The organism is Alloalcanivorax sp. C16-1, from assembly GCF_046507805.1.
Taxonomy (GTDB): Bacteria; Pseudomonadota; Gammaproteobacteria; order Pseudomonadales; family Alcanivoracaceae; genus Alloalcanivorax.
Map to the genome: position 1 here is coordinate 1 of NZ_JBKFTK010000007.1, position 13,455 is coordinate 13,455.

The 13,455-nt window shown below is 69.1% G+C and carries 9 protein-coding genes; 3 read left to right on the forward strand and 6 right to left on the reverse strand.

Features of this window, described 5'->3' with window-relative positions:
• Nucleotides 1–124 precede the first annotated feature (124 nt).
• From ACLD0W_RS16815 to ACLD0W_RS16840, 6 genes are all read right to left on the reverse strand, one after another.
• Nucleotides 125–931: an alpha/beta fold hydrolase gene (locus ACLD0W_RS16815; protein ID WP_410308608.1), complete on the reverse strand. Its 807-nt coding sequence runs from the start codon at nt 929–931 to the stop codon at nt 125–127.
• Entirely contained in the window at nt 928–2,094 is a 1,167-nt protein-coding gene (locus ACLD0W_RS16820) for an FAD-dependent monooxygenase (protein WP_410308609.1), read from the reverse strand. The genes ACLD0W_RS16815 and ACLD0W_RS16820 overlap by 4 nt, the downstream gene beginning before the upstream one ends.
• A 275-nt stretch (nt 2,095–2,369) precedes the next feature.
• Nucleotides 2,370–5,507, reverse strand: coding sequence for an efflux RND transporter permease subunit (locus ACLD0W_RS16825; protein ID WP_410308610.1), 3,138 nt, complete (start codon nt 5,505–5,507; stop codon nt 2,370–2,372).
• A 6-nt stretch (nt 5,508–5,513) separates the two neighbouring features.
• On the reverse strand, nt 5,514–6,599 hold the full coding sequence (locus ACLD0W_RS16830) for an efflux RND transporter periplasmic adaptor subunit (RefSeq protein ID WP_410308611.1): 1,086 nt from the start codon (nt 6,597–6,599) through the stop codon (nt 5,514–5,516).
• A gap of 158 nt (nt 6,600–6,757) precedes the next feature.
• Nucleotides 6,758–7,330 carry an NTP transferase domain-containing protein gene (locus ACLD0W_RS16835; protein WP_410308612.1) on the reverse strand — a complete coding sequence of 191 codons (573 nt, stop codon included), beginning with the start codon at nt 7,328–7,330 and terminating at the stop codon, nt 6,758–6,760.
• On the reverse strand, nt 7,327–9,603 hold the full coding sequence (locus ACLD0W_RS16840; protein ID WP_410308613.1) for a molybdopterin cofactor-binding domain-containing protein: 2,277 nt from the start codon (nt 9,601–9,603) through the stop codon (nt 7,327–7,329). The genes ACLD0W_RS16835 and ACLD0W_RS16840 overlap by 4 nt, the downstream gene beginning before the upstream one ends.
• 418 nt (nt 9,604–10,021) lie before the next feature.
• Between ACLD0W_RS16840 and ACLD0W_RS16845 the strand changes: the two genes are divergently transcribed.
• From ACLD0W_RS16845 to ACLD0W_RS16855, 3 genes are read left to right on the forward strand one after another with little or no spacing between them, the layout of a single operon-like run.
• On the forward strand, nt 10,022–10,513 hold the full coding sequence (locus ACLD0W_RS16845; RefSeq protein WP_410308614.1) for a (2Fe-2S)-binding protein: 492 nt from the start codon (nt 10,022–10,024) through the stop codon (nt 10,511–10,513).
• Nucleotides 10,510–13,230, forward strand: coding sequence for a c-type cytochrome (locus tag ACLD0W_RS16850; protein ID WP_410308615.1), 2,721 nt, complete (start codon nt 10,510–10,512; stop codon nt 13,228–13,230). Before ACLD0W_RS16845 ends, ACLD0W_RS16850 begins: the two co-directional genes overlap by 4 nt.
• 45 nt (nt 13,231–13,275) lie before the next feature.
• Nucleotides 13,276–13,455: a hypothetical protein gene (locus ACLD0W_RS16855; protein ID WP_204429729.1), complete on the forward strand. Its 180-nt coding sequence runs from the start codon at nt 13,276–13,278 to the stop codon at nt 13,453–13,455.

Genomic DNA, 13,455 nt, shown 5'->3' on the forward strand with positions numbered 1-13,455 from the left:
GCCGGGCGGTGAGCATGGCCGGAATCTCGGTCTCCATGGTGATGTTGGAGCTCGGTACGATCTGGCCGATTCGATAGGGTCGCGTCATGCTTCTTTCCTCACAGAGGCAGCTCAAGGAGGCGGCTCAGGGCCGCGCTCCGAGAAAGTCACCGAAGCCCTGGAAGAACCCTTCGAGGTCGTCCCAGGGAATCATATGGCCGGCGTCCGGCACCGTTTCGATGCGGATCGACGGCAGCAGCTGTTTGATCTCGTCCTTGTCCTCGTCCTGGATCACGCCGCCTTTACCGGCGCACAGCAACAGGGTCGGGACCTGGACCTTCGGAAAGTCCTGATGAATATCCACTTCGTGGAATTCCTCGAAACTTTTCACGATCGCCGGCAGATAGCAGGTGTGCAGCCACTCGGCGCGCAGCAGCAGTTGCTCCTCGGTCCAGGTGGGGCAGTACTTGCGCATGGTTTCCAGACCGGCACCGTGGGTGCAGTCGTTGATGGAATCCACGTACCAGGGCAGCTTGCTCGGGTACTCGCGGCGGCCCGGGCCGGACACCGGCGGATCGATCAGCGCCAGTTTGGCCACGCCCTTGGCGCCCCGGGTCACGGCCCGCAGCGCGAACCGCGCGCCCATGGAATGGCCGGCCAGGATGTAATCCTCCAGGCCCAGGGCCTCGACGAAGGCGACCACGTCATCGGCGCAGGCGTCGGTGCCGTAATCGAGATCCGGACCGGTGGACGACAGGCCACGGCCGCGTACGTCCAGAACATAGGTGTCGAAGTTCCGGCCCAGGCGCTCGGCCACGAATTCCCAGGTGATCGCCGGGCTGGTGATGCCCGGGATCAGGACCAGGGGCTGGCCTTTGCCACCGTAGCGCAGATAGTGCTGGCGAATGCCGTTGGCGTGGACGTTGGCGCCATAGAGTCGGGTGCTGCTCATGCTTTCTCCTCGACCTCCGTCTTGGGGTCCTTCAGCGGGACTTCGTACACGTCATGGGCGAATACCCAGGCCGGGTCTTCGTCATAACGCAGCCAGGTGTTGTCGTGGGATACCTTCTGAACGCGGGACGCGCGCTCGAAACGGTTGGCGCGGTACAGCTCGAAGGCATCGGCATAATTCTCGGCGCCCACGGTGTCCAGACAGCGCACCAGCATGGCGGCGTCCTCGATGGCCATGGCGGCGCCCTGGGCCATGTGCGGCTTCATCGGGTGCGCGGCGTCGCCGAGCAGCACCAGACGGTTGTCGTGCCACAGGGGCAGGGGGTTACGCTCCAGCAGCGGCCATTTGGTGACGTTGTCGGTGCAATCGATCAGCGCCTGAACGGTCTCGCCGTAGCCTTCGAAGGCTTTGCGCATTTCTTCGCGGGAGCTGTCCACGAAGGAGGTGCCGTGGTTCCAGTCCGGCTCCGGAACACCGGTGACGTAGTAGTACTCTTTTTCGTCGCCGGTCACGAAGTAGACCATCATGTGACGGTCTTCGGACCACCACTTCACGCAGGCTTCGAAATCCAGGTCGTAGGCCTTCAGTTTTTCCGCGGAAATAATCGCGCGGTGGGCCACCCAGCCGCTGTAGATCGGCTGTTCTTCACCGAGCAGGTGCTCGCGGATCACGGAGTTGACGCCATCCGCGCCAATCACGATGTCGGCGGTGTCCTGACTGCCGTCGGTGAAGGTCATGACCACCTTGTCGCCCTGGTCGTCGACTTTCTCGAGACGCTTGCCGAAGTGTAGCCGCTCCTGGTCCAGCTGATCGACCATCAGCGCGTGCAGATCGCCGCGGTGAACCGTGATGTAGGACGCGCCGTATTCTTTCTTGGCGAAATCGCCCAGCGGAATGCGCGACAGGTATTCACCGGTGGCGCCGTCACGGCTGAACCAGTGGTCCGGATGCGAGCCCATGCGATCCAGCGCGTCCTCGATACCGATACGACGCATCACCTTCATCACGTTGGGGCCCAGGTGGATACCGGCGCCCAGACGGGAAAATTCCGGTGCTTGCTCGTAAACCTGGGTGGGGTAACCCGCTTTCTGAAGCAGGGCGCCAGCGGCGGCGCCGCCCAGGCCGGCGCCGATGACCGCGATGGTCGGCTTGGTGGTACTCACAATCAGGTCCTCCTGATGATTCGTGGAAAAGTTGACTAGAAACAACGTATACACCATTTATTGGCCGGTCAAGCCTCTTTTTACGATTGCCGCCGTGACCCAGGTCATGTCCGGCGTGGCGGGAGGGTGTAAGGGAATATGCGATGATTTTTCGCGCTAAAACGTAAATTCGTGAGGATTCTTTGCGCCTTGCCCGACCCTGGTGCAAACCGGGTCGGCACCGCGCAAAAGCGGTGCATGCACCATATTCAGAGGAAAACCCAGGGAGCGGATGTTCAGTGTTGCCGGCGCCGTTCGGTGAAGGTCAGCACGGTGGCGGTGAGCGCCGGCAGGAAGGTGACGGTAATGATGGCGGTGCCTAGCAGCCCGAACAGCACGATGGCGCCCACGCCCCGATACAATTCGGTGCCCTCGCCGGGCAGCAGCACCAGCGGCGCAAGCCCGCACACCGTGGTGATGGTGGTCATGGCGATGGGGCGCAGCCGTGAGCGCACCGCCTCGCTGACCGACTCCGCCACCGGCCGCCCCTGGCGACGATTGGTCAGCGCTTCGTGGACGATCAGAATCGGGTTGTTGACCACCGTGCCCATCAGAATCAGAAAGCCGAGCATGGAGATCATGTCGAACGGCTGGCTGAAGCCGGGCAGGCCCAGCAACGGCAACAGCGCCCCCAGACCGTTGAGCAGCGCCAGGCCGAGAATGCCGCTGGCGATGCCCACCGGGATGGTGGTCATGATCAGCAGCGGGTAGCCCCAATGGGTGAAGATCGCCACCAGCAGCAGGTAGATCAGCAGCACCGCCACCACATAGTTGCCGGTGAGGGCGTCGCGGGTGGCGTCCAGCTGGTCGCTGGCGCCGGAGATGTCCACGCTGACCCCGGCGGGAATCGCGCCTTCCTCGCGCAGGGCGCCGATCACCTGTTCGCGCACCGTGCGCACGCCGGTCTCCAGCGCCACCGAGCGCGGCGGAATGATGTTCAGGGTCACCGTGCGGCGGCCGTTGACCCGGCGCACGGTACTGGTGTCCACGGTTTCCACCAGGGTCGCCACCGCCGACAGCGGCACCGTGGCGCCCAGCGGCGTGTGCACCGGCAGGGCCGGCAGCTCCGAGAGTGCCGGGTCCACGCCCCGGTGGCTGTAGGCGTAGATGTCCACCTTGTCGTCGCCGAGAAAGAACTCGTCCAGATAGGCGCCGTCGGTGAGCGCCGCCACGGTGAAGCCGAGCTGTTCGGCGCTGAGCCCCAGTTCCTCGGCCCGTTCCCAGTCCGGGCGCACCTCCAGCAACGGCTGGGCCAGGGACAGGCTGGCCGGCTGGCTCTGAATGCGCGGGCCATCGAACACCTGGTCGGCGCGCCGGTAGGCGGCCTGGGCCACCTGGAACAGGGTGGCCAGATCGTTGCCGGAGATGTCCAGATTGACGCTGCGGGTGCCGCCGTCATTGCTGGAGATGATCGAGCCCCGGGCGGCGAAGGCGCGCATGCCCGGGTAGCGCTCATAGAAGGCGGTGAGGGCGTCCATCAGCGCGTCCATGTGCGCCGGGTCCACCGGTTCGGCGATCACCCGCAGGCCCTGGGTGTCCACGTACAGGTTCAGATAACGCAGCGGCGGCGCCGGCAGATCACCGGCCTCCCAGGCCGCCGGGTCGGCGTTCACCAGCGGCAGGAAATGCGCCTGCACCTGCTCGCCGATCTCCGCCATGGCGGCGAGATTGTAGCCCGGCGGCGCGTTCATGGAGGCGAAGGTCTTGGCCTCCTCGCCCTCCGGCAGGTATTCCGCCGGCGGCGTCAGCAGCACGATCACCAGGGTGCCGCCCAGCAGGGTGGCGCCGATCACCGTGGCGCGCCGGCCGGCGGACGCGGACAGCCAGGCGGACAGGCGATGCACCCGGGCCAGCCAGCGGCTATCCTGGCCCTGGTGGTCGAACACGGCGCCGAAGTCCAGCCGCGCCGCCAGAGTCGGAATCACCGTCATCGCCACCAGCATGGACACCAGAATCGAGGCGGACACGGCGATGGCGATGTCGGAATAAAGCTGTCCGGCTTCCTGCTGAATGAACACCACCGGCAGGAACACCAGCACCGTGGTCAGGGTGGAGGCGAACACCGCCGGCCACACCTTGCGGATCCCCTCCACGGAGGCGCGCAGGCGGTCCAGGCCCCGGCGCCGTTCGATCTCGATGCTCTCCAGCACCACGATGGAATTGTCCAGGGTCATGCCGATGGCGAAGGCCACCCCGGCCAGGGAAATCACATTGATGGTGCGCCCGGCCAGCAGCAGGCCCAGGAAGGCGGCGATGGTGCAGATCGGGATGCCCACCACGCCCAGGGCGGTGACCCGCACCGAGCGCAGGAACAGAAACATCACCAGGGTGGCGAACAGAGCGCCGATCGCCAGGTTGGTCCAGACATTGGCCACCGAGGCTTCCACATAGCGCACGTCGTCGGAGATCAGCGCCATGCGCAGCCCCGCGGGCTCCAGCACCTCCCGGTTGATCAGCGCCACCTGGTCGAGCATGGCGTACTTGATGTCGATGACGTTGGCGCCGGTTTCCCGACGCACCGCCAGGGTGATCACCGGCTCGCCGTCCACCCGTGACAGGCCGCGCACCGGAAAATGATCCAGGGCCACCGTAGCCACGTCGCGCAGGCGGATCACGCCGTCGCCGCGCCGCGCCAGCACCAGTTCCTCCAGCTCCGGCACCTGCTCGAAGCGGCCCACGGTGCGCAGCAGGTAGCGGCGCTTGCCGCTGTCCAGTTCGCCGCCGGACACGTCCCGGTTGCGCTGGCGCAGGGCGTCGCGCACGGCCATCACGGTGAGGCCGCGCTCGGCCAGCCGCTGCGGGTCCAGCAGCACCCGCACCTGGCGCTCGGCGCCGCCGCGCAGCTCCACCTGGGACACCCCGGCCACGCTCTCCATGCGGGTACGCACCTGGTCGTCGATGAAGTCGCGCATCATGTCCAGGTCCAGATCCTTGGGATTGCCCGGCTGCGGGGAGACCCGGAAATACATGAAGGCGTTGGCGGAAAAGGAGGTGGACAGAATGCGTGGCTGGTCCACGTTGTCCGGGTAGTCCGGCACCTGGCTGAGGGCGTTGTTGACGCGAATCAGGGTCTCGGTGATGTCCACCCCGAACGGAAACTCCAGCTCGATTTCCGCCTCGCCACTGGAGGCGGTGGCGGTGAGCCGGCGCAGATTGGGCACGTTGCGCAGGTATTCTTCCTGCTCGATCAGAATTTCCTTTTCCACGTCCTGGGGCGTGGCGCCGGGCCACTGGGTCTGCACCGTGATGGTGCGCACCTCCAGGTCCGGAATCATCTGCACGGGAATGCGCAGGGCGGCCAGAATGCCGAGCAGGGTGATGATCAGCACCACCACCGTCATCAGGGTGCCATTACGGACGATCTTCTCGAACACCGGCGCCTACCCCTGGTCGTCCACGGGCGCCAGTGGGCGGCCGTCGCGCAGGCTCTCGTTACCGCGCACCACCACCCGGTCGCCGGCGTTCAGGCCCTCCAGCACGGTGACCAGATCGTCCAGGCCGCCGCCCACCCGCACCCGCTGCTCGCGGGCCACCAGGGCGCCGTCGCGGGATTCCGCCAGCCACACCGTGACGCGGCCGTCCGGGTAGCGCACCAGGGCGTCCCGGGGCACCGCCAGGCTGGCCCGCTCGCCGGGCAACGTCAGGGTGGCGCGGGCGGACATGCCCGGGGTCATCGGTGGCGGGTCCGGCAGCCGGGCGCGCAGCACGAAGGTGCGCGCGCCCGGGTCACTGACCGGCACCACCGCGATGATGTCCGCCGCCCGGGCGGGTCCGGCGTCGCCGCCCAGGCTAACCTGCAGGCCGGCGCCGTCGCCGAGGCGTGGGAAGTACTCCTGGGGCACCGCGAAATCCAGCCGCAGCCGCTCCAGATTGACCAGCTCCAGCACCGCGCTGCCCGGCGTCACCCATTCGCCCACTTCGGTGAGCTTCCGGCTGATCACGCCGTCGAACGGGGCGGTCAGGGTGTGGCGGCGGAGCAGGGCGGCCTGCCGTTGCTGCTCGGCGCGGGCGGCGGCCAGGGCGGCCTCGGCCATGCTCACCTCGGATTCCAGGCCGCGCACCTCGCTGGCGGCGATGCTGCGCCGCGCCACCAGGGTGCTGGCCTCTTCCAGGCGGCGGCGGGCATCGTCGCGGCCGGCGCGGGCCTCCTCGGCGGCGGCCCGGGCGCTCTCCAGCGCCAGCCGGTTCAGTTCCGGGTCCAGTTCAAGGAGGGTGTCGCCGGCGTCGACCCGGTCACCCAGGTCCACGGTGAGACCGGTGACCTGACCGGCCACGGCGGTGGAGAGCAGGGCGGCCCGGTCTGCTGTGACGGTGCCGGTGAGCGGCAGGCGCTCTTGCAGATGATGGGCCTCCACGGTGGCCAGCCGCACCGGCTCCGCCGCCCCCGCCGGGGCCCCGACCAGCAGCGCCAGCAGCAGGGCCGGGGCCCGCCAGTGGCGCCGCGCCGGTTTTGACAACAATGACATCCACATCCCCTGAAGCCCACGACAAAACGGCAATGATTCCGTTTATCGATAACGGTCGGATTAGGCCAAGCGGGGAGCGACGAATCCAGCAAGCCGGTTGCCGGGAACCGGCCACCGGATGGAGAAATTACATGAGGTTAGGGGTTTAACGGTTTGTTTTAGAGGGATTTAATGTCATCGGGCTTGTCCACGTCACGGAGCACGCCCGGGTCGCTCACCGGGACTTCCACCAGTGCCCGGCGGTGCCGGGCCACCACCGCCCGGGCGCCGTCCGGTTGGTCGTTGGCCGCCAGGGCCGGCCACAGGTCGCGGCCGAACAACACCGGGAAGCCGGGGCGGCCGTCCAGGGTGGGCCGCACGATATGGTCCCGGGCGGCTTCGGCCAGCAGCCGGTCCACGGTCTCCGTGGCGACCCAGGGCATATCGCCGAGCCACACCGCCACCACCCGCGCCGGTTCGTCCCGCGCCAGCAGGGCGGCGAACGCGTCCGCCAGACTCAGACCCAGCCCCTGGTCGGCCCGCGGGCTGACGATCACCGCGCTCTCCGGTACCGCCAGATCCGCCGGTCGGTCATCGGCGCGCAGAATCACCCGCACATCGGCGAAGCGTTCGCCGGCCCGGGCCCGGGTGGCGGCCAGCAGGGCGCGCCCGTCCGCCAGGGCGGCGTGGCGTTTGTCGCTGCCGAAACGGCGGGCCCGGCCGGCGGCGGCGATCAGGGCCAGGGTTTTCACCGACGCGCTCCGCCGGCGGCTTCCAGGGTGGCGCGCACCCGTTCCGGGGTGAAGGGCGGGCGGCGGAAGCGCACGCCGGTGGCGTCGAACAGGGCATTGGCGATGGCCGGCGCCGCCGGCAGGGAGGTGGATTCGCCCACGCCCAGGGGCGGCTGATCCGGCGCGTCCATCAGCACCAGATCGATCTCCGGCAGCTCGGAGAAGCGCAGCAGCGGGTAGCCGCCCCATTCCCGGGCCGCCGGCCGGCCGTCCTCGAACGGCACGCTCTCCTTCAACGTGCGGCCCAGCATCTGCACGATGTTGCCGTGCACCTGATGGCGTACCCCGGCCGGGTTGACCATCAGCCCGGCGTCCTGGGACACCACCAGCCGCTGCACGCGGAGGCGGCCGCTGTCCGGGTGCACCTGCAGGAACACCACCCAGGCGGCCAGGGAGGCGCCGAAACCGGGGAACTTGCTGTGCACATAGCGGGCGTAGGCCAGGCCGCGACCGTTGCGCCAGCCGTCGGCCTGCTCGGCGCGGCTGAGCATCGGCCAGGGGCGCGGCACCCAGCCGGCCCGTTCGGCGGCGGCGCGCAGCACCGCGCGGGCCCGGTCGTCGTCCAGGTGGCGCAGGCGGTAGGCCAGCGGGTCCTCGCCGGCGCGCTCCGCCAACTCGTCGATAAAGCTGTCGTGGGCGAAGGTGTTCGGCAGCGCCGACACGCCGCGCAGCCAGGCGGCGCGGATCAGGGTGGGCACGTCGTCGCAGGCGATGCGCCGGCGCGGGTAGGCGTAGGGCGGTACCGCGGTGCGGTCGCCCATCTGGAACGGGTGCTCGCCTTCGGCCACCTTGCCGATCAGCCGCAGGGCCAGGGTCGGGGCGTTGTCCGACGGATAGCGGGTGACGAAGCGGTAGCTGGCCGGGGCGCCGTCCGCGTCCTGCTCGCCTTCCACGTCCATGATCTGGGCGGCGCCCTTGGGCTCCCACAGATGTTCCTGCTCCCGGGACAGCTGCACCCGCACCGGCCGGCCCACGGCGCGGGCCAGCAGGGCGGCGTCGGCGCCCACGTCGTCGGCGCAGTTACGGCCATAGCAGCCGGACGCCTCATAGCGGCGGATATCGATATTGCCTTCGTCCAGATCCAGCAGGCGGGCCAGGTCGGCGCGCAGGCTGTGCGGGTTCTGGGTGCCGGACCAGAGCGTCAGCAGGCCGTCCTCCAGGGCCGCCACCGAGCAGGACGGGCCGATGGAGCCGTGCAATTGATAGGGCCATACATAGGTGCGGCGCAGGGTGTCCGCATCCGTCGGCGGCTCGGAATCCTCATCGGTGACCAGTTCGCGGCGCTGGGCGGGCAGGGCGCGCAGCGCCGCTTCCAGGTCCTCGTCCCGGTTCAGGGCGGGCAGATTCTCCGGCGCGCGCCAGCTCACCTTGAGGCGCCGTGCCGCCAGGATCGCCTGTTCCTCGCGCTCCGCCACCACGCCGACGAAATCGCCGATCACCACCACCTCCACCAGGCCGGGCAGGTCCGCCACCGAATCCCGGTCCACCTCCAGCAGGCTGCGGCCCACGAAGTCGCCGCGATCCAGCCCGTGATAGGGCGGCCGCACCACGCGGCCATGCAGCATGCCCGGCACGCGGATGTCGTGAACGAAGGTCAGGTTGCCCCGGGCCTTGTCGGGGATGTCCACCCGGGCGGTGGCCTGGCCGACGATCCGGTAGTCCGCCCGGGGTTTGAGCGGCACCTGGTCGGCCTCGGCCAGTTTCAGGTCCTCCCGGCGCCCGCGCAGCAGCTCGCCGTAGCCGAGCCGCCGCTCAGGTTCGGCGTGGTGATGCACCGCGCCGTCGGCGGCCACCAGTTGCTCCCGTGGCGCCGCAAGGCGCTCCGCCGCCAGGTCCAGCAGTCGCTCGCGGGCCTGGGCGGCGGCCCGGCGCAGCGGCTCGGCGGTGATCTGAATACTGGCGCTGGCGATGGTGGGGCCCTGGTTGGGCACGTCGCGGGGGTGGCCGAGCACCATGCGCACGGTGTCGAAACTCACGTTCAGTTCCTCGGCCACGATCTGGCCCAGGGCGGTGCGGATGCCGGTGCCCAGGTCCACGTGGCCGTTGAAGCCCAGCACCCGGCCGTCGCCGAGCACCGCCACGAACAGCTCCGGTTCGCTGGGCAGGAAGTCCGAGTCGGTACCGGGCTGGCCTGGCGCCGGCTTGGGCGTGGGAACGGGGTCCCGGTACACCACCAGGGTGTCCGGATCGTGCAGCAGGGCCTGGCGGCCGGGCAGGGTTTCGGTTCGCATCATGGTCCGATCATCACGCCGCGCGACGGGCGCGGCAAGCAGCGGCGCCGGGAGCACCCCGGCAGGAATGTCCGAAAAAACGTATACACCATTTATTGGCGGGTCAAGGAAAGGATGACCCGGAAAATCACGGATTAGGTAAAGGGCCTTGTTGACAGCCATGGGTGTTCTATTTAAAGCTATTTTCCTGGCTTAGAGCGACGAAGTCCGGAATCCGGACGATTTTGGCACGCTCGCCCAATTAGGGTGCACACCTTCCATCTTGCTACTGAAAAAGAATGTGTGCCCCATAAAAGTGATAATTACTCCGCTACGCACCCGAACGGTGCGATAACAGAGAGCATACGCATGTCCGTCCGTCGAGTTGTCCTGAATCCGTCATCCTTGTCGTTGGCCGTCCACGCCCGCTGAGCCCACGACCATGAGTGACGCGCTTCACCTCACCGTCAACGGTGAGCGGCACGCCGTCCGTGCCGCCCCGTCCACGCCGCTGCTTTATGTGCTGCGCAACGACCTGTGCCTGAACGGCCCCAAATTCGGCTGCGGCCTGGGCGAATGCGGCGCCTGCATGGTGCTGGTGGACGGCCGTGCCGCCCGTTCCTGCGTATTGCCGGTGGGCACCCTGGCGGAGCATGAGATCACTACCCTGGAAGGTCTCGGCGACGGCGAGCGGCTGGACCCGGTGCAGGACGCCTTTATCGAAGAGCAGGGCGCCCAGTGTGGCTATTGCCTGAACGGCATGATCATGACCGTGCGTGGCCTGCTCAACGCCGACCCGGCACCCAGCCGGGAGGCCCTGGTCGCGGCCCTGGATCACACCCTGTGCCGCTGCGGCACCCACCAGGAAATCCTCGCCGCCGCCTGCCGGGCGGCGGGGCTGACGCCCTCAGCGACCGAGGGAGAGCCGCAATGAACAAGACCCCGGATACGCGCGCCCCGGACACCGACAACGACGCCCTGCGCTATGGCGTGGTGATCCGCCCGCCGGTGTACCGGCTCGACGCCCGCGCTTTTGTCTGCTCCCAGCTCCTGCACGTGGACCGCGAGGCGCTGGCCGGGGAGGGCGTCACCGTGGTCGCCGACGGCAATTTCGTGGCGGTGGTGGCCGCCAGCCACGAAGCGGCCCGCCGCGCCGCCGCCCGTCTGCCGCTGCGCTGGTCGACCCCGGACCGGGACGACAAGGCGGTCCGCCCGGCGGTCACCGACGCCCGCCTGCGCCGGGACTACCAATGGCCCGGCCGCCTGGCCTGGGGCGCGGAACCGGACTGGGTGATCGCCGACTTTATCGACGGTGGCCTGCGCCTGGCCGGCCCGGTGGCCAACACCGAGCGTCTGCGCGGCGAGCTGGCCTGCCTGCTGGAAAGCGACCCCCAACGCATTCATATCGACGGCGACGCGGAAGCCGGCCTGGGCCGCCAAGGCAGTGACGACGCCGCCGCCGACGCGGCACTGCTGGCCCGGGCCCTGGGCCGGCCGGTGGCGGTGCGCCTGGACCCGGACCCCTATGCCCGCGATGCCGAGGCCCTGGCCCGGGCCCGCCGGCTGCGGGTCAGCGGCACCGCCGACGGCGACGACTTCCGGGTCGACGACGACCTGGGCTATGTGTCGGTGCCGCCGCTGGCCCTGTGGCTCACCGGCCGCCTCACCGACAACCTGCTGCGCGACCCGGACGCCGCCGCGCTGCAATTCACCTTCGTGCAGGAATCCTTCCTCGACGAGGTGGCCGCCGCCCTGGGCGAGGACCCGGTGGCCCTGCGGCTGCGGCATATCAAGGACCCGCGCGGTCGCCAGCTGCTGAAATCGGTGGCCGACCAGGCCGCCTGGGACACCCCCGCCGAGGACGACGGCCGCGCCGATCTGGTCCGTGGCCGGGGCGTGGCCTACAGCCACCGCCCCTCGGAATCCGGTGACGCCGGTTCCGGCACCCGCAGCGCCTGGATCGCCGACGTGGAGGTGAACACCGTCACCGGCGGGGTGCGCCTGTCACGGCTGGTGGCCGGCCAGGACGCCGGCGCCGACGGCCCGCTGCGCCCGCTGCTGGACGCCACCCCGCTGCGCGACACCCTGGAACGGAAACTGCTCGGCCTGCCGTCCACGCCGCCGCCGGCGGACGAGTGGGCGGCGCCGGCGGACCGCAAACTGCCGGCTTGGCGGCCGTCCTCGCCGCCGGCCCGCCGCGACGCCCCGGGCACCCCGGCGCTCAGCGACGGCGTGGACCTGAGCCCGGCGGTGGCGGTGGTGGCCAACGCCCTGTACGACGCCACCGGCGTGCGCTTCCGGTCGCCGCCGTTTTCCCCGGCGCGGGTGCGCGCCGCTCTGGAAGAACGGGCGCGCCCGGGCAAGCGGCGCTGGTGGTGGGCCGGCGCCCTGGCGGTGACCGGGCTGCTCGCCACCCTGTGGCCGTTCCGGCCGTCCATCGCGCCGGTGGCGCGGCCGGCGGCCAACCTGTATTCCGCCGAGACCATCGAACGGGGTCGCCTGGTGGCGGAAGCCGGCGACTGCGCCGTCTGCCACACCGCCGAAGGCGGCACCGTGAACCTGGGCGGGCGACCGTTCGAGACGCCGTTCGGCACGCTCTATAGCACCAATCTGACGCCGGACCCGGACACCGGCATTGGCAACTGGTCCTTTGCCGCCTTCGAGCGCGCCATGCGCGAGGGCATCGGCCGGGACGGCCGCCATCTTTACCCGGCCTTCCCCTATACCGATTTCGCCAAGATCAGCGACGCCGACATGCAGGCGCTCTACGCCTACCTGATGGCCCAGCCGGCGGTGGCCGCGCCGGCGCCGCAAAACGAACTGCGTTTTCCGTTCAATATCCGCTCGATGATGGCCGGCTGGAATCTGCTGTTCCATGACCCGTCGCCGTTCAAGCCGGACGCCACCCGGTCCGCGCAATGGAACCGGGGCGCCTATCTATTTGAAGGGGCAGGGCACTGCGGCGCCTGCCACACGCCGCGCAATCTGTTCGGCGCCGAGAAGGGCGGCGACGCCCGGCTCGCCGGCGCGCTGGTGGACGGCTGGGAAGCGCCGGCGCTCACCGCCGCCTCGCGCTCGCCGGCGGGCTGGACCGAGCAGTCCCTGTTCGAGTACCTGCGCACCGGCCGGTCCGAGGCCCATGGCGTGGCCGGCGGCCCGATGGCGCCGGTGGTGGCGGGGCTCGCCGAGCTGCCGGAAGACGACGTGCGCGCCATCGCCCATTACGTGGCCACGCAGATGGACGCGCCGCTCAGCGACCCGGCCCAAAGCGAGCGCGCCGCCGCCGTGGTGGCCGCCAGCCGCGCCGAGCCGGTGGGCCAGGAAGCGGGCCAGCGGGTGTTTGAAGGGGCCTGCGCCGCCTGCCACGAAAACGGCACCGCCACCTTCACCTCCGCCAAACAGGCGCTGGCGCTGAACACCAATCTGCACAGCCAGCGCCCGGACAACGTCATTCAATCAATCCTCGGCGGTGTTCACGCCGAGGGCGTGGCGGGGGCGGGCGAAATGCCGGCCTTCGCACACAGTCTCAGCGACCGCCAGATCGTCGATCTGGTGCAGTACTTGCGGGCGCGTTTCGCACCGGGAGAGACGCCCTGGAAGGAAGTCGGGAAGACCGTCGCCGACCTGCGCAGGGAGCACGACCAACAATGATAAAAGGCGTATATCGCTAATCAACCAATGCCTACGAGGTGGGATATGCAACGAAGCAAGTGGATCTGGCTGGTGTGGGCCGTGGTGGTGCTTTGCTACCTGGTTCCTTACACCGTTCTGAGTGATGTGCACGCCTGGTACGGGAGCTTCCTGTTCTGGACCCTGGCCGGCGTCGCCGTGATCGCCATCAATCTCTACATCACCAAAGATTTCGAGGGGCGCTGA

Coding starts and splice junctions, on each gene's coding strand:
- ACLD0W_RS16815 (WP_410308608.1), bottom strand. CDS start 931: ATGAGCAGCACCCGACTCTATGGCGCCAACGTCCACGCCAACGGCATT.
- ACLD0W_RS16830 (WP_410308611.1), bottom strand. CDS start 6,599: ATGTCATTGTTGTCAAAACCGGCGCGGCGCCACTGGCGGGCCCCGGCC.
- ACLD0W_RS16840 (WP_410308613.1), bottom strand. CDS start 9,603: ATGATGCGAACCGAAACCCTGCCCGGCCGCCAGGCCCTGCTGCACGAT.
- ACLD0W_RS16845 (WP_410308614.1), top strand. CDS start 10,022: ATGAGTGACGCGCTTCACCTCACCGTCAACGGTGAGCGGCACGCCGTC.
- ACLD0W_RS16850 (WP_410308615.1), top strand. CDS start 10,510: ATGAACAAGACCCCGGATACGCGCGCCCCGGACACCGACAACGACGCC.
- ACLD0W_RS16855 (WP_204429729.1), top strand. CDS start 13,276: ATGCAACGAAGCAAGTGGATCTGGCTGGTGTGGGCCGTGGTGGTGCTT.